The organism is Pseudomonas sp. B21-054 (genome assembly GCF_026016345.1).
Taxonomy (GTDB): domain Bacteria; phylum Pseudomonadota; class Gammaproteobacteria; order Pseudomonadales; family Pseudomonadaceae; genus Aquipseudomonas.
In genome coordinates, this window is record NZ_CP087204.1 from 2,594,589 (window position 1) to 2,614,545 (window position 19,957).

The 19,957-nt window shown below is 57.4% G+C and carries 19 protein-coding genes and 1 pseudogene; 15 read left to right on the forward strand and 5 right to left on the reverse strand.

The annotated features are described in order from the left end of the window. The first annotated feature begins 26 nt into the window (after positions 1 to 26). Positions 27 to 722 (forward strand): HAD family hydrolase, encoded by a 696-nt coding sequence (locus tag LOY70_RS11725; RefSeq protein ID WP_265036776.1) that lies wholly within the window; start codon positions 27 to 29, stop codon positions 720 to 722. Positions 723 to 774: 52 nt separating this feature from the next. On the opposite strand, the gene LOY70_RS11730 is transcribed toward LOY70_RS11725, so the two are convergent. Further along, on the reverse strand, positions 775 to 1,731 hold the full coding sequence (locus LOY70_RS11730; protein WP_265036778.1) for a hypothetical protein: 957 nt from the start codon (positions 1,729 to 1,731) through the stop codon (positions 775 to 777). A gap of 253 nt (positions 1,732 to 1,984) precedes the next feature. Between LOY70_RS11730 and LOY70_RS11735 the strand changes: the two genes are divergently transcribed. Both LOY70_RS11735 and LOY70_RS11740 read left to right on the forward strand, forming a co-directional pair. Further along, complete coding sequence (locus LOY70_RS11735; RefSeq protein ID WP_265036780.1) at positions 1,985 to 2,458, forward strand: GNAT family N-acetyltransferase; 474 nt, start codon at positions 1,985 to 1,987, stop codon at positions 2,456 to 2,458. A 199-nt stretch (positions 2,459 to 2,657) separates the two neighbouring features. After that, positions 2,658 to 3,425, forward strand: coding sequence for an SDR family NAD(P)-dependent oxidoreductase (locus tag LOY70_RS11740; protein ID WP_060741615.1), 768 nt, complete (start codon positions 2,658 to 2,660; stop codon positions 3,423 to 3,425). A gap of 58 nt (positions 3,426 to 3,483) precedes the next feature. On the opposite strand, the gene LOY70_RS11745 is transcribed toward LOY70_RS11740, so the two are convergent. After that, positions 3,484 to 4,362 carry a LysR substrate-binding domain-containing protein gene (locus LOY70_RS11745; RefSeq protein WP_265036783.1) on the reverse strand — a complete coding sequence of 293 codons (879 nt, stop codon included), beginning with the start codon at positions 4,360 to 4,362 and terminating at the stop codon, positions 3,484 to 3,486. Positions 4,363 to 4,554: 192 nt separating this feature from the next. Here LOY70_RS11745 and LOY70_RS11750 point away from each other — a divergent pair, with 192 nt between their 5' ends. The 3 genes from LOY70_RS11750 to LOY70_RS11760 are packed head-to-tail and all read left to right on the forward strand — an operon-like array spanning position 4,555 to position 8,627. Further along, positions 4,555 to 5,832, forward strand: a complete 1,278-nt coding sequence (locus LOY70_RS11750; RefSeq protein WP_265036785.1) for a ribulose-bisphosphate carboxylase large subunit family protein — start codon at positions 4,555 to 4,557, stop codon at positions 5,830 to 5,832. 3 nt (positions 5,833 to 5,835) lie between these two features. Then, positions 5,836 to 7,227 (forward strand): four-carbon acid sugar kinase family protein, encoded by a 1,392-nt coding sequence (locus LOY70_RS11755; protein ID WP_265036786.1) that lies wholly within the window; start codon positions 5,836 to 5,838, stop codon positions 7,225 to 7,227. Between the two features lie 56 nt (positions 7,228 to 7,283). After that, entirely contained in the window at positions 7,284 to 8,627 is a 1,344-nt protein-coding gene (locus LOY70_RS11760) for an MFS transporter (protein WP_265036788.1), read from the forward strand. Positions 8,628 to 8,798: 171 nt separating this feature from the next. Here the strand turns inward: LOY70_RS11760 and LOY70_RS11765 are convergent, their stop codons facing one another. Further along, on the reverse strand, positions 8,799 to 9,407 hold the full coding sequence (locus tag LOY70_RS11765) for an alpha/beta fold hydrolase (RefSeq protein WP_265036790.1): 609 nt from the start codon (positions 9,405 to 9,407) through the stop codon (positions 8,799 to 8,801). 207 nt (positions 9,408 to 9,614) lie between these two features. Then, a complete protein-coding gene (locus LOY70_RS11770) occupies positions 9,615 to 10,295 on the reverse strand; it encodes a phytanoyl-CoA dioxygenase family protein (protein WP_265036792.1) in 681 nt (226 codons plus the stop codon). Positions 10,296 to 10,460: 165 nt separating this feature from the next. Here LOY70_RS11770 and LOY70_RS11775 point away from each other — a divergent pair, with 165 nt between their 5' ends. The 9 genes and pseudogenes from LOY70_RS11775 (at position 10,461) to LOY70_RS11815 (ending at position 18,894) form a co-directional block, all read left to right on the forward strand. After that, positions 10,461 to 11,084 carry a hypothetical protein gene (locus LOY70_RS11775; RefSeq protein WP_265036794.1) on the forward strand — a complete coding sequence of 208 codons (624 nt, stop codon included), beginning with the start codon at positions 10,461 to 10,463 and terminating at the stop codon, positions 11,082 to 11,084. Positions 11,085 to 11,198: 114 nt separating this feature from the next. After that, on the forward strand, positions 11,199 to 11,705 hold the full coding sequence (locus LOY70_RS11780) for an RNA polymerase sigma factor (RefSeq protein ID WP_265036796.1): 507 nt from the start codon (positions 11,199 to 11,201) through the stop codon (positions 11,703 to 11,705). Continuing rightward, entirely contained in the window at positions 11,702 to 12,625 is a 924-nt protein-coding gene (locus LOY70_RS11785; protein WP_265036798.1) for a FecR family protein, read from the forward strand. Before LOY70_RS11780 ends, LOY70_RS11785 begins: the two co-directional genes overlap by 4 nt. A 130-nt stretch (positions 12,626 to 12,755) precedes the next feature. After that, a complete protein-coding gene (locus LOY70_RS11790; RefSeq protein WP_265036800.1) occupies positions 12,756 to 15,155 on the forward strand; it encodes a TonB-dependent receptor in 2,400 nt (799 codons plus the stop codon). 260 nt (positions 15,156 to 15,415) lie between these two features. Next, positions 15,416 to 16,300: a serine hydrolase domain-containing protein gene (locus tag LOY70_RS11795; RefSeq protein ID WP_265036802.1), complete on the forward strand. Its 885-nt coding sequence runs from the start codon at positions 15,416 to 15,418 to the stop codon at positions 16,298 to 16,300. Between the two features lie 309 nt (positions 16,301 to 16,609). Then, complete coding sequence (locus LOY70_RS11800) at positions 16,610 to 17,194, forward strand: DUF805 domain-containing protein (RefSeq protein ID WP_145022362.1); 585 nt, start codon at positions 16,610 to 16,612, stop codon at positions 17,192 to 17,194. Positions 17,195 to 17,418: 224 nt separating this feature from the next. Continuing rightward, positions 17,419 to 17,591 (forward strand): annotated as a pseudogene (locus LOY70_RS11805) (transposase domain-containing protein); the annotation flags it as partial. Positions 17,592 to 17,672: 81 nt separating this feature from the next. Next, positions 17,673 to 18,107: a hypothetical protein gene (locus LOY70_RS11810; protein WP_265036806.1), complete on the forward strand. Its 435-nt coding sequence runs from the start codon at positions 17,673 to 17,675 to the stop codon at positions 18,105 to 18,107. A 364-nt stretch (positions 18,108 to 18,471) separates the two neighbouring features. Next, entirely contained in the window at positions 18,472 to 18,894 is a 423-nt protein-coding gene (locus LOY70_RS11815; protein WP_265036807.1) for a hypothetical protein, read from the forward strand. A gap of 202 nt (positions 18,895 to 19,096) precedes the next feature. Here the strand turns inward: LOY70_RS11815 and LOY70_RS11820 are convergent, their stop codons facing one another. After that, entirely contained in the window at positions 19,097 to 19,369 is a 273-nt protein-coding gene (locus LOY70_RS11820; RefSeq protein WP_265036809.1) for a hypothetical protein, read from the reverse strand. Positions 19,370 to 19,957: the final 588 nt, after the last annotated feature.

Sequence of the window (19,957 nt, forward strand, 5' to 3'; positions counted from 1 at the left end):
CGGCATCGTGATCGCTTGGAGGGAGCTTGGCACCGAAAGCTATTCTGTTCGATCTGGACAACACGCTGACCCATCGTGCGCTCAGCATTGACCGCTACGTTGAGCGATTCCTGGATGAGTTCAAGGGTGAAATCCCGGGAGTAGACCCCCGTCGGATCTCTCACCTGATCGCGCGCACCGATAACGGTGGGTATCTGCGACCGGAATCTGAATATTCTTCCATCCGTGAGGCGGTTGGGTACACGTTGGCTCAGGAGTTGACGTGGAGCGGGCCAATCGATCCCAAGCGATTAATCACACATTGGATGAATCACTTTCCGAGCGCTGCGGTTGAAATGCCAGGCGCTAGCGCGATGGTTCAAGCGCTTCGCCGCAAGGGGATTGCCATCGGTGTCATCTCCAATGGCGCCGAGCATTCGCGACGGCAGACCTTGAAGGCACTGCCCTTCGGGGAAGCCATTGAGACGATGATGTGCTCTGGAGCGTGCGGTGTTTCGAAACCGGCGCCTGAAATATTCCATCAGGGGGCAAAGGCGTTGGGGGTCCGTCCTGAGCATTGCTGGTTTGTGGGGGATCACCCGGAGAATGATTACCTGGGGGCCACAGCCGCCGGAATGCTTGCCGTCTGGTTGAGTGGATTCCATCCGTGGCCCGCGAACATAGCACCAGCGGAGCGCTCCATTGAAACATTGAAGGAGCTCTTGGACATGCTTGCAACCTGATAGCGGTACCTGACGACCATTTCTGACCAGGCCTTGACCGAATGGACTGGCCTCAGGGCTTGGTACCCATCCGACCTTGGATCGCCATGCGCAGGCAACCCCAGGCGATGACGCCAATGATCAATCCCCCGACGATGCCCACCAGCACATTGAATGCAAAGCTCCAGGGTTGCTCGGCCCAGTAAAAGATCGTAGAGCCCGTTCGAAAGCCACTGACGCGCAACCGACCGGTAAATAGAGCCGGCACCAGGGTAATGATGTTAGTCAGCTCCAGCACCACGAAGAAGGCGCCCAATAGCGTGAGCAAGGCACGTGCGGGAACGCCGAGTTTCTCAGTCGCCTCAGGCGCAGGCGTGTCTCCCTTTCTCCGGCGCTGCCGGGCTTCCCTCACCGCCTTGCCGCTGGTGGGGGCTGGAGCTGGTCGATAGGGGGCCTTCACAGCCGCCGTTCCTTCGACGACTTCGGTGGGCAGCGCCACGTTCAGGTAGTCGGCCAGCTCACGCAGCCAAACGTCAATGCGTTGACTTCCCGGTACCACCGGAACGCTGTCGGTCGTCAGGCGGTGCGCGGTGCCATCGCGCATCATCAGCCATAGCTGGGTGTAGGCTCGCTCAGCCTGCGGACGGCGACGAAGCTCGAGGTATTTGGCAGCGTCGATCCTGAAGACCGATTGCACACGCTCGCGGCGCCCGAAAAAGTTTCGGGTGAGGCGTTTACCCTCACCGTCGACTCGCGACAGCACCAAGGTTTCGCGAAAGCCGGTGTAGATCACCAGGAGCAAACCGAGGGCAGGGATCAGCAGCCACAAGAGCACCAACAATAAGGCGGACAGGGGATCCGCATCAGCCATCAGCGAGGCGCCATCAACGATCACAAACACGGCGAACGCCACCGGTAAGATGAAGGCCAGCGCGCCTGTCACCAGCACGAATGCGCTCTGCACCAGGTTGCGTGAGTGGATGAGCAGGTCACCCCGCGCGGTGCGCTCGAACTGGTATCCAATGAACATGCAGAACTCCTGATGCGCCGCTGTTTTAACCGATCGAAGGGGGTGCTAAGCGATTGCAAGCCACAGGGATTGGTTGACGCCGCGCAGAATATCTCATGCCGAGGCTGTGGCGTGTTGGGGGGAGTTTTTTCGAGCATGACATCGTGCGCACTCAGTCACACCTGGCTGTGCCTATGGAACGTGGGCAGTTCATTTTCGATTTGCAGCAGGTATGACAGACTTTCCCTTTTTGAGTGAGCCTTACGAGAAACACATGGACATTCGACGGTTCAGAAGCGGGGATGAGACTGCGTTGTTTCACGTCTTCTACTCCGCCATTCATGGCATCGCCTCACGCGACTACACTCGCGATCAAATCGAGGCATGGGCGCCTGCGGATCTTGATCCGAATCTCTGGGCGAGTCATCTCAGCAATCTGCGCCCGTTCGTGGCTGAGGTCCATGGCGAAATAGTGGGCTACGCCGACATTCAACCGAACGGTTACATCGACCATTTTTTTGTGGCGGGTACTCATCCTCGGCAAGGAATAGGCTCTTCGCTCATGAACCGCATCCATGAAGAAGCCAGGGCGCTTGGCGTTGAGGAACTGACTTCAGATGTCAGCAAGACGGCTGAGCCCTTCTTTGCACTACACGGTTTTCATGTCGTGGAGCGAGGGTTTCCGATCCGTCGGGGTGTAATGCTTGAGAATGCGTTGATGCGGAAAAACCTGAGGTGCGGAGCATGAATGCCCAGGGGAGCAAGTCTCTGCGGCTAATTAATCCAGATGCGTTGCATCCGTGCTGAGGTACTGAGACCAGACACGGCGGTCAGTGAGTTTTTGTGACAGTCGCGCGAATTTTTATCGATTGCTGGATTGACAGCGCCTTCTTAGGATTTCCACTGGCCACCTGGGCTTGGCAAAGATAATAAAAGAGGAATTCTCGATGACGCTTGCAAATAAGAAAGTCGCCGTAATTACCGGCGGCGCTATGGGTATTGGAGCGGAAGCAGCAAGTGCGCTGGCGAGCGATGGCCACCATGTAATCATTTGCGACATCAATACCACCGAGGCCGAACGTTTCGCGCAACACCTGCGTGACCAAGGTTTCTGCGCCGATGCCTTCCAGATCGATGTCGGTACACCTGCCTCTGTGTCTGCTGCGTTCGAATGGATTGAGGCCAAGTTCGGGCGTTGCGATGTGTTGGTCAATTCTGCCGGCATCGCCAAGACCATGCCTTTCCTGGAATTTGATGCCGATGTCTTCAACCGGACAATGCTGATCAATGTCACGGGCACTTTCTTGTGCTGCCAGCTGGCGGCACGCATCATGCGTAAGCACGAGTTCGGCCGGATCATCAACATTGCCTCCGTTGCCGGGATGCGCGCAGTGGGCAAAGGCCGGACGGCCTACGGCACATCAAAAGGTGCCGTGATCGCGCTGACAAGGCAGATGGCCGTCGAACTGAGCGAATACGGAATCACCGCAAATGCCATCGCCCCTGGACCGGTCGATACGCCGATGACCAAAGAACTGCACAGCGATGAGTTCCGTAAGGCTTACAGCAACGCCATCCCAGCGAAACGTTATGGCACCACGCGTGAAATCGCCGGAGCAGTCAGCTATCTGGCGTCTGACGTCTCAGCTTACGTCAACGGAATTGTCCTCCCCGTGGATGGTGGCTTTCTTGCGTGGGGCGCTGGCGATATCTGAGTAGCGCTGATACGAACAAAGGGGGCGCGTAGTGACCAGGCGCTCCTTGTGCGGCTGATCATTCGGCCGCCATTTCTTCTACGATCCACTTCACCAGGTCTGCTGTGTCGGCCCGCGCTCTGGCGTTGGGCGAGATCCACAGCACCAACTTTTCCGGGCCTTCAACACAGCCAAACGGGGCTACCAGCGCGCCACTCTCCAGTTCCGCTTGCACCAGCATCCGCGGCACACAGGCAAATCCCAAGCCGACCTTGGCCGCTTGAATCAGCAGATAGAAATGCTCGAAGTATTCCAATTCAAGGGAATCGGGCATGGTCATCTGCAACGCTGAATACCATTCCTTCCAAGCATGCGGGCGAGTCTTGGTAGCCAGCAGCTTTTTGCCGCTCAGGTCGCTCACTTGCTGCACATCTGAAGCCTTAAGGTAATCAGGCGAGCATATAGCCCCAATCCATTCATTGGCCAACGGGATCGGCGCGATGCCGGGAGGTGGGCCAATGCTTTCCAAGCGTATTGCCACGCTGACGCCATCTTGGACAAAGTCGATTGGACCGTGTCCGGTTCTCAAGCCCAGCTCCATCGTCGGAAAGTTGCTGTGCAACCCGGCAAGCCTGGGTAGCAACCAATGCATCATGATGGACGCCGAACATGACAGCTCCAGAGGTTGAGGGCGCACTTCGTCAATACTTTGCTGGATCAAGTTGAATGCGCGGCTCAGGCCGGCGGCAAGGCGCGCGCCTTCTGGAGTCAGTTTAGTGCCATGCGCATTGCGCGTGAGCAAGACGATCCCCAGCACATCCTCAAGCGTCCGAATGTGTCGGCTGATAGCACCGTGAGTCACGGAAAGGGCATCAGCGGCTTCGCCGAAGGTGCCTTTCCTCGCAACCATTTCGAAAGCTCTGAGTGCATTGAGAGATGGTCGCGGAGGGGATGACATGTGTTGTACCTCATGAGCAGGCCATGGCGACCGGAGCGCTGGTCGAACCAGTAGCCTAATGTGAGTTTTTCTCAACTTAGCGGGAAATCATATCGTTAGCCCATCAGCAGGGTCAATGTATATTCGAAGGGAAGGCCGCCCCTGCAAAAGCGGCCATTTAATATAAAAAAAGTAAAGCCAAGGTGATTATCTATGGTCGATCAAACAGCCGGGCGCGAAGAGTTTACGGCCCGTTTCTTCGTAGAGAGCAGTTACCCGATTGAACGGGTCGGCGAGGTCATCGCTGGCGAGCAATCCAGCGGTACATTTATTACCTTGCCCAGCGAATCAGCTGAGTTGAAAGAGCGCTCACGGGCTCGTGTGGTGTCGGTCAAGTCTCTTCCAGCGGTCACCAGCGCTTCGTTACATAGCGAATACCTGGCTAGGCACAATCCTTCGGCGACGTACTATCGCGGCGAAGTTGAAATCGCTTTTCCAACGGCCAATATTGGTCCGAATCTTCCTGCACTGCTGACCACCATTGCCGGCAATCTATTCGAGATAGGTGAAGTCAGCGGTTTAAGAGTGCTCGATGTCGATCTTCCGGCAACATTTGCCGCTGGCTTCTTGGGCCCACAGTTCGGGATTGAAGGGACTCGTAAACTGTGCGGCGTTCATGACCGTCCAATCATTGGCACCATCATTAAACCCAGCATCGGCCTGACACCTGAGCAGACCGCGACCGTGGCCGATGAGCTGTGTGCGGGTGGTATTGAGTTCCTCAAAGATGATGAACTCTTGATCGACCCGACCTATGCATCCTTCGATGCGAGGCTGAATGCTGTCATGCCTGTACTTCACAAGCATGCGGATCGCCTCGGCAGGATGCCAATGTACGCGATCAATATTTCTGGGAGCATTGATGAAATGCTTCGCCGCCACGACGCCGTGCTGGAGTCGGGGGGGACCTGCGTCATGCTCTGCCTGAACTGGGTTGGGCATTCGGGGGTCGAGCATATCCGCAAGCATTCCCAACTACCTATTCACGGCCATCGTAACGGCTGGGGTGCCTTTACCCGCAATCCACAGCTGGGCTTTTCGTTTGAGGTCTATCAGAAAATCTGGCGCCTGGCGGGCATCGATCATCTGCACGTCAATGGCATTCAGAGCAAATTCTGGGAACCGGATGACTCAGTCATTGCCTCGGCACTGAGCTGCCTGACCCCGTTTTCGGGCGTCCAACCGATCCTGCCGGTTTTCTCTTCCGGCCAATGGGCGGCGCAAGCGCCAACGCTGTTCGAAAAGCTGCAGTCGGTGGACCTCATGCATCTGGCGGGCGGTGGAATTATCGGCCATCCCCTAGGTATCGGTGCCGGCGTTCAGAGTATGCGCGAAGGATGGGAAGCGGCGACTCAAGGCATACCCTTGCAACAGTATGCAGAGGGCAGACCCGCACTAACCGCCGCCTTGGCAAAATTCGGAGGCGTATAAATCATGCGTTCAGCCAATACGCCCAGGCTTCGTCTGGTGTTTTACGGTGATGATTTCACCGGCTCGACCGATGCTCTGGAAGTCCTTACCGCAGCCGGCCTGAGATGCGCATTGTTTTTGGTGCCACCGTCGCCCGAGTTGTTAGAGGAACTGGGTGGTTTCGACGCTATTGGCATCGCTGGCGATAGTCGCGCGTTATCCAATGCTGAAATGGATGAGGTGCTTCCAGACCTATTTGAAGCAATCAAGCGCCTGTCCCCCGACCTTGTGCATTACAAAGTTTGCTCCACGTTCGACAGCGCTCCCGACGTGGGCAGCATCGGCCATGTCATTGAGCTCGCATCACGCGCCTTTGGGGTAAAAGGCGTGCCAATCGTCGCGGGTAACCCGGCCCTGGGTCGTTATTGCGTGTTTGGCAATTTGTTTGCGCTGTCCAAGACGGACCACTGTGTACACCGGATCGACCGCCATCCCGTCATGCGGGCCCACCCCATCACGCCTATGGGAGAAGCCGATCTGAGTGTTCATATCGGCCAGCAAAAGAATTTATCGATCGCCAAAATCGACATCCGTCAGCTTGACCAACCTGCCGACTTGGCGTCCTTGATCCGCCAAGCCGCTCTGAGCCATGACTCGGTTTTGATCGACGGCACTACCACTGCACATATGACCCTCGCAGGGAAAGTACTCACGGAGATTTCTAGCAATGCGGCGCCGTTGTTCGTAGTTGGCTCTTCAGGTGTCGAGTATGGATTAACGCAGCACTGGCATTCGGTCGGACTGATAGATGCCTACCAAACTCAGGTCACTGCGCTGCGGCCCACCAGGCAAGTGTTGGTCATTTCTGGAAGCGCATCCCCGTTAAGTCGCGTTCAAATCGACACCGCTATCTCTAGTGGATTTGTCGAACTGGCGGTGGATGCGGCAGCAATCCTCGCAGGATCACATAAAGGCGGGATGGTCCAGGATGTGGTGGCGACGGCAGTCGCGCACCTCAAAAGCGGACGCTCCGTGCTGATCCACACGGCAAAAGGTCCGGATGACCCGAGAATCGAACAGATGATCGAAGCGATGACCGCCAAAGGACTGCGTCGTGACGAGGCAAAAATCCGCGGCGGTAAGCAATTGGCTGTCGAAATGGGCTACATCGTTCTGGACATTCTTAAGGCGTATCCGCTCGAAAGACTGGTTATATCCGGCGGTGATACGTCAAGTCAGATCACCAAGATTCTCGCCCCTGATGCATTGGTCATCAAATCTGATCTCTCTCCCGGTGCGCCCCTCTGCCAGGTGCGCTCAAACAAACCGTACTTGGACAACCTGGAAATCGCCTTGAAAGGCGGGCAGATGGGTGACCAGGACTACTTCGTAAAAGCGCTCACAGGTAGGAGCTAACTTCCGTTCTAGGACAGGAACACGCTTGCATATTTACAATAACAACAGGTGAAACTATGCAAACCTCACTCTTAAGTAACAGCGAGACTCATCATGAACATGTTGATGATGAGAAGAAAAAATCCATGAAAAATGTTGTTGCCGGAAGTCTCTTCGGCACAGCGTTAGAAACCTATGACCTCTATTTGTATGGTACCGCGGCGGCGCTGATCTTCGCTCCTCTGTTCTTTCCCGGCACCGATGAAGCTGTCTCAAGACTCGCCTCGCTAGCGTCCTTCGCCATATCATTTGTCGCACGGCCACTGGGTTCGCTGGTGCTTGGACATTTCGGCGACCGGATAGGCCGCAAGAAATTGCTCTATCTCACGTTGATCATCATGGGCTTGAGCACCGTCGGCATTGGCTTGCTGCCTACCTACGCGAGCGTAGGAATCTGGGCACCCATCATGCTGTGTGTGCTGCGCTTCATCCAGGGCTTCGCTTTTGCCGGAGAATACAGCGGTGCAGTGCTCATGCTACTTGAGCATGCGCCCCGGCGAAAACGTGGCTTTTATGCAGCCATCAACAATATTGGTCCGGTGTTTGGATTCATCGCCTCGGCGGGGTTGCTGCTGATCGTCAGCAGTTTATTGTCGGTGGAGGATTTCTATAAATGGGGATGGCGCATTCCATTCATTGCCAGTCTCGCTCTGTTGGTCGTTGGCGTCTTTGTACGGTCTAAAGTTGCCGAATCTCCGGTGTTCGAAAAGACCGCCGAAAAACGCGCGGCAGCCAAGGGGCCGAATCCATCACCTGCCATGCGCCTGTTCACCAAGTACCCTAAACAGTTACTTTTGGTCGCGGGTGCCAACATTTGTCATTTTTCGACATTTTATCTTTTTACCGTGTTCGCATTGAGTTACGGCCAGAAGGAACTGGGCCTTTCCAATGCCTTTGTGCTCTCGGTCGCGATGGTAGCTATCTGCACGCACCTGGTAATCGTTCCCTTCGCTGGCGCGATGGCCGATCGACTGGGGCGACGCACCATGATGTTGATCGGCTTCGCGGTGACTGCGCTGGCCGCGTTTCCATTCTGGCACCTATTTTCCACAGGCCAGTTCCTACCCATGGTCTTGGGCTCATGCCTGTTCATGGCGGGCTACGGCCTGGTATACGGTGCCGTTCCTTCATTCACCGGCGAGGCATTTGGACCCAGCGCACGATTCACCGGATTCGCCATGGCCACCAATGTCGGTGGCATCATCGGTGGCGGCACGGCACCCATCGTCGGCGCCTATCTGCTCAGCCATTATGGCTCGCCCTATGCCATCTCGGTCTACACGGTGGTGCTCGCGGCAATCTCTGCCTTGTGCGTCTACCTGTCAGCCGAAACCAGAACGATCAATATCACTGACGAGTAATGACCCCCGCGTGCGGCTTGCCCACATGCCGCACGCTTGCTCGACTCGGCACGCGTAACCCCTCCAGGCATAAGCGGGATCAGACTACGTCATGAGTCGTGGTCTTCCCCTAACTAACCCCCGCCAGGCGGTGACGACCAGGTCCGGGTCAATCCACCGACTGCTCTTGGCCTACTCCAGATGTCTCTCGATCAACCTCGCCACCTCGTCTGCGTGAGTAAAGCCCAGGCTATGATCAGCTCCAGGGAAAACCTGTAGTTCCGCGCGGGGTAACAGTTGAGCAAGGCGCTGGCCGACGCGCATGGGGCTGATCGGATCAGAATCTCCCCAGAGGAGCAGGACGGGCATGTGCAACTCGGCCAACCGGAGTGTGAGGTCGGTGTGGTCGTCGAGAAACCACCTTGGCAGTGTCGGGTTGGCGGCAGCAAAATCCGGACGCCAGTCTTGCGCCTCCAATGCAGACATATCCACCCCGCCAGAGGTGACGGTCAATATCAGGTGTGTGATCAGCCCAGGGCGTTCGAGCGCTGCAAGCACAGCGACGATACCGCCCATGGACTGCGCCACCAGCGCGGTGGGCCGGTCGATCTCAGCCAACACGCGGGTCACCAGATCATCCATGCCGGTCACGCCAGGCACGGGCGGTGTGTCTCCAAAGCCGGGCCAGCCGATATGGACCTGCTGCGCCGAGTGGGCTAGGCGTTCAGCAACCGGACGCCAAAACCGGGTGTCACCTGAGGCTCCGGGCAGGAAGAGGAGTTTGGCGGGGGATGCGATCACGGTTCGGTCCTTGAAGGTGGGATTGAAAGAGTCAGCAGGAGGGTAAGATGGATGCCGCAAGGTTAGATAACCACTGTTTTTCATCCGTGATTTAACGGTATGTTGAAGTCCCCACTCAAGGATGACCCATGGCCATCCACGTAGCCACCCCCACGCAAAAACACAAGCGCGTAGCCCTGGTCACCCACGACGACCCTTGGCCGACTGTTACCTGGCCCCCAAGGTAAGATCCGACGGCTCGAACCGCTCGCGCGTGTCCATCCGAACATTTCTCAAGCTCACGGTCTCCAGATGTGACGCGTAGAGCGACTCCGAAAAATAGCTGATCAAAACGGAACGCCGGCGTGCGCCGGTCGCGTTCAGACTGCCCGCATGCACCAAGTCGACATCGAACACCAGGATGTCCCCGGCGGAGCCTGAAAGCTGTACGCACCGTGATTCGTTATTGAAGTCGAAGGGGGGCTCTCCCGGCGCGGCGCGATGGCTGCCGGGAACGATCCGTGTCGCGCCGTTCCCGGGGCCATAGTCGTCGAAAAAAGCCAGGGCAATCGCAATGTCGCCTGGCCGTTTGGCCGATAAGTCGCGGTGCAGCTGTTGATGGCCGCCCCCAGCAAGAGGCTCGCGCCCCTCGACCTGGGAGAGGAAGAACCGCTCTGCAATCAACTCACCCGCCACCGCCAGCAACTGGGGCAGACGACACACCGCTTGAACCTTCGCATCATCGTCCAGCATCGAATAACGCCAATCCATGCCTCGCGGCACTGGCCATTGGTCCGACGGCCTCACTCCTGCATCGAACACGGCACGCAGGTCATCCAGCCACTTGGCCGGGATCGCTCGACGGAGCAGGGCGTAACCATCTCGATGAAGTTGCTCGCGGCCAGTCATGGTTTTCTCGGCTTCCTTGCGTGGGCATTGGGAAGGTTAGTATTCAAACCAAAGTAGAACCATCGGACACGGCAAATCGAAGGCGATCACCTCAGGCCGACGCTGGACAAGGCTGGAAGGTTTGCAGTTATCATCAGGGCCACCATCCAGAAAAGGAATTCACCGATGAAGCGTCTGTTCGCCTGCACCCTTCTTGCACTGGCCGTCGTCGGCCACGCCAAAGCCGCCCAAAGCACTTTCGAAGAAACCAACCAGTGCTCGGAGGATATCGACTGCCAAGGCGATTTCATTTGCAAAAACGGCCTATGCGATCTTCCTGAGCCGCAGCAAAGCCTCGTTGCAAAACCCGCCGCCACGACCCAAATCGCACCCCCTGCGCCGCCCGGCGTTGCCTATCAACCGTTGCCCGTCGACACCGAACGCGCAGGACCCTTCACCACCCAGACCCTGGAGGCGGGAACCGCGTTGAATTATCAATCGCGTGCGGGGGTGGTGAACGTCATGGAGTCTATTGTCGAGCAGCCTGAGTACACCGGCTACGTGGCGATTGAAAAGGCTTATACGTTTGGGCCGAGCAGGTATGTAGTGGTGGTTTCCACGGGGGAGGGTGGGAATGGTTGCCCGGCGTCTACTTATGTATTTAGTTTCGACGCCCAGGCTGAGCGGGTTGATGGACGGCGTGAGGTGGATGGGTGTTCTGAGCTGGTTGAGGCTATGGCGGAGGGGAATAAGTTAACGGTTAAGAAAGAGGGGGCGGGGACTGTTGTTTATAACGGGGTCGTTGAGTAGCTCGATGGGGTGCGTCTGCTTTCGACCCAAAAGCGGCCTCTCAATAATGAGCATAATTGAAAGTCATTATCATTTGATATATTCTCGCGACTCTTCCTCGCTTGAGTCGCTTGCGTGTCCAGGCCATCCGATCCTCATTCCACCGACGGCCAGTTCGAGAGCCATTCGAGCGAGCTGCTGCGCTTCCTCACACGGCAGGTGAAGTGCGCAGAACTGGCGGCTGACCTGCGCCAGGAGACTTGGCTGCGCTTTCGCCGACGCGAGTCCGGGCAAGAGATCGGCAATCTTCGTGCGTTTCTCTATCGCATCGCGCGCAACCTGATCATCGACTACCGCCGTCAGCAAAAATCGCGCCCCGTCGAGGAGGAGATATCCATCGAATTGGTCAGTGCCCAGCCGGGTCCGGAGCGAGCGGCAAGCGACGCCCAGCGCCTGGAGCGACTGCAGCGCGTGGTCCAGGGTTTGCCACCGCATCTGCGACAGGCGTTGTTGTGGAATCGCCTGGAGGGGCTGACCCAGCGTGAAATCGGCGAGCGCCTGGGTGTCTCGGAAAGCATGGCCGGACGTTATATCCTGAAGGCCCTCGAACACTGCCAGCAGCAGATGGACCCGCAGCCGTGAGTCATCCTTCACTTCTCGATCAGGCCCGGCAATGGCAGGTGCTGCTGCATTCTGGCCGCGCCACCGCTGCCGATCGCGCTGCCGCGCAGGCCTGGCGCCAAGCGGCGCCCGAGCACGAGCAGGCGTTGCGTGAGGTGGAAGGGCTGTGGTCGTTGCTCGGCCAGATAGAACGTCCGGCCGAGCAGCCTCAGGTGCGCGCGCTGCGTCGTCGACGGTGGGCGGCTCCACTGGCCTGCGCCGCGATGCTGTTGCTCGCCCTGTGGCTACCGCGCGGCATCTGGATTGGCCTGTATGCCGACATCAGCACCCAGCCGGGCGAGGTGCGCGAGTTGCGTCTGGCGGATGGTTCGCTGTTGACCCTCAACGGCGATTCGGCGCTGGACTGGCAGTTTGTCGACGGTCGCCGCGAGGTCAGGTTGTACCGCGGCGAGGCGGATTTCCAGATCGCCCATGACCCGGCCCGGCCGTTCATTGTCAGGGCCGGCGAGGCGCACATTCGCGTCACCGGCACGCGCTTTGATGTGCGTCTGGAGGAGGGCGGTGTCGACCTCGCGGTAAGCGAGGGCCGAGTGTTGGCCTCCAGCGAGGGGCGCGAGCCTCTGCCGGTGGTCGGCGGGCAGCAGGTGCAGTGGCGTGGCGGGGAACTGCAGGCGCCGCAGGCATTGGATGCGCGCCAGCGCTTGGGCTGGCAGCGCGGCAAGCTGGTCTTCCGCGACCAGCCGCTGGAGCACGTGTTCGCCGAGCTTGAGCGCAGCCAGTCTGCGCGGGTGCTGTTTGTCGACGAAGCCGCTCGCGCTGTACAGGTGACTGGCGTGTTCGCCCTTAACGATCCTGAGGCGGTGTTAAGGGCTGTCGAAACCACTTTGCCTGTAAGTCTGGTGCGCCTGCCGGGATTGATTCTGGTCACGTCCCGCCGCTGAGACCCGCGCCGCGCCTGGGTCTGCAAGAAAATAGAAATATTTGGACGGCGATGGTTCAGAAATCAGCGGCGCCTTCGTCTTCTCTCCTTGCAAATGCGACTTCTTCGTATTGATAGCCAAGGACATCAGCATGCGGTCGACTTCCTTCCTCGCGGCGCTAGCCGTTCTCCCCCTGGCCATTACTGCCGCCCAGGCGCAGGCCGTCGAGCTCGACGTGCCTGCCCAGCGGCTCGACGCGGCGCTCACCGATTTCGCCGAGCAGGCCGATGTGCGGCTGCTCTACGACGCCGGCCTGACCCGTGGCAGCGCCATGGTGCCGGCGCTCAAGGGCGACTATTCGGTGGTCGACGGCCTGCAGCGCTTGCTGGAGGGCAGCGGCCTGACCTTCCAGACCGGCAACGACGGCACCATCACCCTGGTGCGACTGCCCGAGCAGGGCGTGCTGGAACTCGGCCCGACCACCATCAGCGGGCTCGCCGAAGGCCGTGTCGACCTGCCGGCCGAGTACGCCGGTGGGGAGGCGGCGCGAGGTGCCCGTATCGGCGTGCTGGGCAACCAGGACATGCAAGATGTGCCCTTCGCCTTCTCCAGCTACACCTCCGAGCTGATCGAGAAGCGCCAGGCGCAGACCCTGGCCGATGTGCTGGCCAGCGATCCGGGCGTGCGTCAGTCGTTCGGCTTCGGCAACTTCTCCCAGGTGTTCGTCGTGCGCGGGTTCCAGCTGTTCAGCGACGATATTGCCTTCAACGGCCTGTACGGCATTCTGCCGCGCCAGATCATCTCCACCGAGTCGGTCGAGCGGGTCGAGGTGTTCAAGGGGGCCAACGCCTTTGTCAATGGTGTGTCGCCGTCGGGCAGCGGTGTCGGCGGGGCGATCAACGTGGTCTCCAAGCGTGCCGAAGACACCCCCACGCGCAGCGCCACCCTGGACTATGCCAGCGACAGCCGGGTGGGTGGGCACCTCGACCTGGGCCAGCGCTTCGGCGAGGACAACCGCTTCGGCGTGCGGGTGAACCTGGCCCAGCGCGAGGGCGAGACCGCGGTGGACGATGAGCACTCGCGCTTCAGCCTGGCCACCCTCGGCCTGGACTACCGCGGTGACCGTCTGCGCCTGTCTGCGGACCTCGGTTACCAGAAGCAACGGGTCAATGAGGGGCGCTCGGTGGTCTACCTGACCACGACGGGGCCCACCAGCACACTCAACGGCAAGACGCCGTCGGCACCCGACTCCGACCACAACTATGCGCAACCCTGGAGCTGGTCGCAGCTCGAAGACACCTATGGCATGTTCAGCGCCGAGTACGACCTGTCGCCCACGTGGACCGCCTACCTCAGCGCAGGCGGCAAATACACGCGGGAGAACGGTGTCTACGCCTCCAACTATGTCTACGGCGCGAATGGCGACGCCCGTATCGGCCGCCTCTATTCGCCGCTGGACCAGGAAACCCTGAGCGCCGTCACCGGGCTGCGCGGCGAACTCGCCACCGGGCCGGTCAGCCACCGCATCAACCTGGCCGCCAACGGCATCTGGCAGGAGAAGCGCAACGCGTTCGAGACCACCGCGGCGGGCAGTCGCGGCTTCGGCAATCTGTATCAGGGCCAGCCCGTCGCCGAGCCGCCGGCCACCAGCGTCTCCGGCGATATCCATGACCCGGACACCACTGCCAAGGTGCAGAACCGTAGCCTGGCGGTGTCCGACACCCTGGGCTTGCTCGACGACCGCGTGCTGCTGACCCTGGGCGTGCGCCGCCAATCCATCGGCGCCGATGCCTGGAACGCGGCCAGCGGTGCCCGCACCTCCAGCTATCAGGAAAGTATCACCACGCCGGCCTATGGCCTGGTGATCAAGCCCACCGAGTACCTGTCGATCTATGCCAACCGCGTCGAGTCTCTGCAGCAGGGCCCGACCGCGCCGGCCGCCGCGCTCAACAACGGCGAGATGTTCGCGCCCTATCGCTCCAAGCAGACCGAGGTGGGCGCCAAGCTCGATTGGGGCACCTTCGGCGGCAGCCTCAGCCTGTTCCGCATCGAGCAGCCGCAAGGCGTGCTCGGCGGCGACGGCTACTACCGGGTGGATGCCGAGCAGCGCAATCGCGGCGTGGAACTGAGCCTGTTCGGCGAGCCGCTGGACGGCCTGCGCCTGCTGAGCGGCGCCACCTGGACCAAAGCCGAACTCAGCGGCACCACCGGTGGTCGCGACGATGGCAACCAGGCGGTGGGTGTGCCGAAATTCCAGTTCAATCTGGGTGCCGATTGGGACGTGCCCGGCTTGCCCGGGGTGAGCCTGAACGGCCTGCTACTGCGCACCGGCGGCCAGTTCGTTGACAGCGCCAATGAATACAGCATCCCCGCCTGGACCCGCGTCGACCTGGGCGCGCGCTATCGCACGAAAATGGAGGGCCGCGGGGTGACCTTCAATGCGATGCTGGAGAATGTTGCCGACGAGAGCTATTGGGCCTCGGCTAATGGTGGTTATTTGACCCAAGGGGCACCGCGTACGTTGAAGGTGTCGGCTACTGTTGATTTCTGAGGTTGCTGGCGATTAAAGAGGTGTCGTTGCAAGTTGTGTGATTACGCTAAAGGTGGTTTTGTCAGACGCTCTGAGAGGCTGCATTTGTGGCCTCTGTTGTTATTGTTGTGATTGGGGCGATTGGAGCCTTTTGCTAGGCAAGAGTCGGCCATTAGCGGTTGCTCAGGACAGTACAAACGGCTGACTTTTTACTCTGGCGAAGAAGAGCGCATGGGGTATCTTGTCGAGGTATCGATCTGCTCTAAATTCCAAGGAAGCCAATGTTCTGCTCGCTCGTATCAAATGGTCAGCCGCAAACGCCTGACCATGTAGAACTGACGGCACCCTGGTGGAGCTTTACGAAAACAGTCCTGGCTGCGACAGCCTTATCGTTGGTACGCGACGGGCTGATCGGGCTGGACAACCCAATTCCTGATCAGCCTTTCACGTTACGCCAGCTACTGCGGCATGAGGCAGGTCTGGCCGATTACGGCGAACTTGAGGAGTATCACGCCGCCGTTACGAACAGTGAGTCAGCCTGGTCGGCAGATGAAATGATGCAACGCCTTGACGGTGCTCGACTTCGATACAGTCCCGGAACCGGTTGGCGTTACTCGAATGTTGGCTACTTATTCATCGGCAGGCTAATTGAACGGCTAACTGATCTGACGCTTGATGAAGCGGTGACCCAACGGGCACTTCACCCTCTGGGCCTAACGAACATTCGCTTTGCTAAAACGCGAGCAGACTTACAGACAACCCATCTTGGAAGTGCCTCAAATTATGACCCCGCCTGGGTTTACCACGGCTTGTTGATGGGCCCAATTTCGCAAGCAGCGCTATTTCTGGATCGACTCCTCTGCGCAGACCTGCTTCCCAAGGGCTTGCTTCAGGAAATGCAGACGGCACGAACATTGGGCGGCCCGATTCCCGGGCGTCCATGGATCACGCCGGGCTATGGCCTTGGTATGATGCAGGGGGCAATTGACGGTGGGTACTCCCTGAGTGGGCACACAGGCGGCGGGCCAGGCAGTGTAATTGCTGTCTACCGTATCTGTGCCGGGAACGCATCGGCTTGCTGCGCTGCTTTTGAGGCGGGCGCCAGTGAAGGCGCCATCGAAGTCATCGTTGTTGGACATTTGATGAAAGCTATACGGGGTGGCTGAAGACGACTAAGACTTTTAGGCGTCGGTGGGAATGTCCGACTGTGGGCAAGCGGCCCTTCGCCATAGATAGCAATCGGCCAGAAGCTGTCGTTCAGAGTAGGGACATGACCCGCCTTCTTACTAGCGGCAAAACACTTCATAAGGTGTACTGCGCGCACCATGCGACAGACCCACACATGCTGTGGTGCACACAGCCCCCCTTACACGATAGCGTCTTTTCTCTTGAGTTTGATGCCGGCCTTCGATTAGATATGAGGCGTAAACGTTGTGACGTGAATAGCACCATCAAACACAAGGGAATAGCACTAAATGGCCAGGATAGAGCCCGTTTTCGGCAGCATCAGCAGCGAAATCGAAAACCCATACCAACCGGGTGACGCCCAACTGATTGACGACGAGGTTGTCACGTTTTCAAACTCCAAGATTTTTGATTTTTCCGGGCGTATTTCTCTGGCGCGCTTCTGGCTGATTCATGTGCCGTTGGTGCTGGTTCTTCCGTGCATTTTGCTGTTGTTCTTTATGGTGGGGTTGCGCCATCAACTGGTGGTTTTGCTGATAGTCGGTGTCACCGTTGTCGTTCCTGCCATCCTGCTCAACGTGTCTCTACTGGTACGCAGGGCACGTGATCTAGGCTGGAGTCCGATATGGGGAATGCTCTCCGTATTCCCTGTTATTGGCTTTGTGATAACGCTTCCGCTCATCATGCTTCCGGGGCGTAAAGCGATTAATAAATACGGCCCGCCCAATCCACCTCTCTCGACGTTGGTAAAGCTACTTACCGCGCTGTTGGTGGTGCTGGCGCTTGTAACTTCAACCGTGCTAGTTGCGTATTTTCCCCAATACCACCCACAGGCACTCTACGAGTGGTTCTTTAATGCATTGGCTCAGGCATAACGTTAGCGTACGCGAAGTCCATGCTTCGCCTCATTGCGCGGCGCCAAGTGCTCAGGTGCCTTTGTAGAGAGTGCTGCGCGCACCACGCGATAGCCCTGCGTACATCGCGGTGATGTCCATTGGGAAAAAACGGGAAAAAACGGGACACGGGAAAAAACGGGGAAAAACGGGGAAAAAACGGGACAGATTTATTTTTCTGATAATAAATCTGTCCTCTTTTTCGTTCAGGTTCCTTGCGCAGCGGCAAACGTGTGGCGGCGCTGATGAGCCGATCCAGTCGGCACGGCTCAACGGGCACGATCCGTATGCTTATTTGAAAGACGTGCTGGCACGGCTGCCGACGCAGAAGATGAGTCAGATTGACGAGTTGCTGCCGCATAAGTGGCAGCCGGCGTAATCACGCAAGGTGGGGGCGCCGTTCGCTTACGCTATGCGTCAAAAATGTTAAAGTTCGCGCTCTATTTGGGGAGGGGTCCACTTGAAAATTTTCAGCGCTCTCGTGTTGCTCGCTTTGTCTGCTCCGGCCTACGCTTCAGAAACGACGACGTTTGTTTCGTCACTAAAAAACTGGGCATATGAATGCGAAATCATAGGGGCCACGGCGCTAGCAAATGCTGATACTGCATTGCAGAAGCACGGAGCAAACAGCTACGAAGTAGCGCTTTCCAAATCCAAAATCATTGAAGCCCCCAAAATATGCATTGAGGACAAAATGGAGTCAGGAAACGCTAGCGTGGATCAGGAGATCCGCAGGCACCCCCAGTTGCGCGCAGCCATTGAGGAAGCCTACTCGAAGTGGATCACCTACCTATTTTGGCTTGTCCCGCCACACCCTCTGGGAACCGCCAGCTTAGAAAAGACAGCATTTGAAAGGTCGGCAATCCGACTTCAAGCGCAGATCGACTCTCTGTAGAAATGCAAGTTATTTTGAAGATGGCTGGTTTGCATGGGAGTTGAGTTATGCAAGGCCTGTTACATACTCCGGGCCGAAAGCAGTCCGTGACGAACGCTTAGGTAGATAATTTCTAACATTCTCGGTCTTGAGGCTGGGGATGAAAATGGTAGAGGCTATTTTTTACCATTAGCTGTTAGCTTGAAATAGATTGCCATCATCATTCAGCGGCCGAATGGAAAAACGGGACAGATTCTGAGCGGAAAAAACGCGGAAAAAACGGGACAGATTTATTTTCCTGATAATAAATCTGTCCTCTTTTTCGTTGATAATAAATCTGTCCCCTTTTTCTCTTAAACAAGCGCTAAGCAAGGTAAATTTCGCGATGAAAAGCTGGATAATTAATACGAAAGTTAATGCTCTGTTAGGGGCTGGCTCTCAAGAATTTGATGGCGTGAAGGTTAGGCGGATCCTTATAGAATACTGCGGCAGGTATCAAGAAATTTATCCTTTTGAAATTCTGGAAGAGCCCCTTGATTTTCTGAAAAGCAATGTAAATTCAGATGGTAAATATAGGGAGATGCGAGCATTGCTTAGAGTTGCGGCTGAAGAATACTGCATTAGTTTAAACGAGATAGCCGATGCTCTTCTTGATCTGATAGATACTTCTGCCCTTACTACGGATCAAGCAAAAAAAATTATCAATCACGTTTTTGAAGCATTTTCCTGCAATGAAAGTCCCGAAGATTTCCTCCCAAGAGAGGATGCCTATTTGTGCAAAAAACTGTTTGCGATTACATCTAGCTAGCAAATAGTTGAAACCTCTAGCTTTGCTCACTAGGACGGGCCCAATTGGCGCGACTAGATACTCGCCTCGGGACATTTTTGGACCTTTTATAACCGGTCGCTTCTGGCTAGTTGCTGCCGTTCGGGAAAGAGCGGGACAGATTTATTTTTCTGATAATAAATCTGTCCCCCTTTTTCGTTTGTCCCCTTTTTTCGTTTTTCCATCAGCTTTCGATCTGCGCCTGAAGCCGCCGACCAATCACCTCCAGCAGATCGCACCCATCACGCAACGGAATCACCAAAAGCTGTGCGAAGTCCGAAAGCACCACCGTGTCGCTGGCGATCTCGGAACGAAACGCAATGTTCTCCAGTACCTGAGTCACCACACGAATGCGGTAATCGGCTGTCGCGTGTAGGACATCCAGCGGGGCTTCGGTATCGATGAGTAAGGAGGCAGGGGTGCAGTCGATGCCGGTGATGGGGACGTATCTTTCCATGTTTAAAGCTCCGATCTAGTGAGGTTTTAACCACTCAATCGTCGCCAAACAATTGGGTGGCAGTTGCACGCAGGTTGGCGAACCGGGATCGAAAACCGGCAGACCCGAAGGTCTCCCGCGCACAACTGCCGTAACGGGCAGCCGTGCAAGTGTGCCAAAGCCTTCGCAAAAAACGCAGTACTTTTGCACTTGATCCCAGGTCGCCAAACCTGGTCGCCATTCTGGACGACGGGAATGACTATAAATTTGGGCAACCAAGACGGACAAGGTGAGAGATTCCGAGAGCTTCGTAGGAATCATGAGAGTCCTTCGTGGAAACGAACCGACGGTTTCAGCTTCTGTAGGAACGGTCTGGACCTCAGCGTTTAGATCGACCTCGATCATTCCGATCGTCCACCCTAGCCTGCGCCTGAGCCGACCGCGAAACTGGGCATTGCCACACGCGCCTTGCTCACGCTGCGGGTTGCCTTCCTGGCGTTCCCGGGCCGGATGAGTTTCAATCCCTGAAGACAGTCAATTCAGCCACGGCATGGTCCGCGAGGGTGGGCAGGAAGCGATCAGCTGAAGGCGATTTTTTTAGGTATCTAC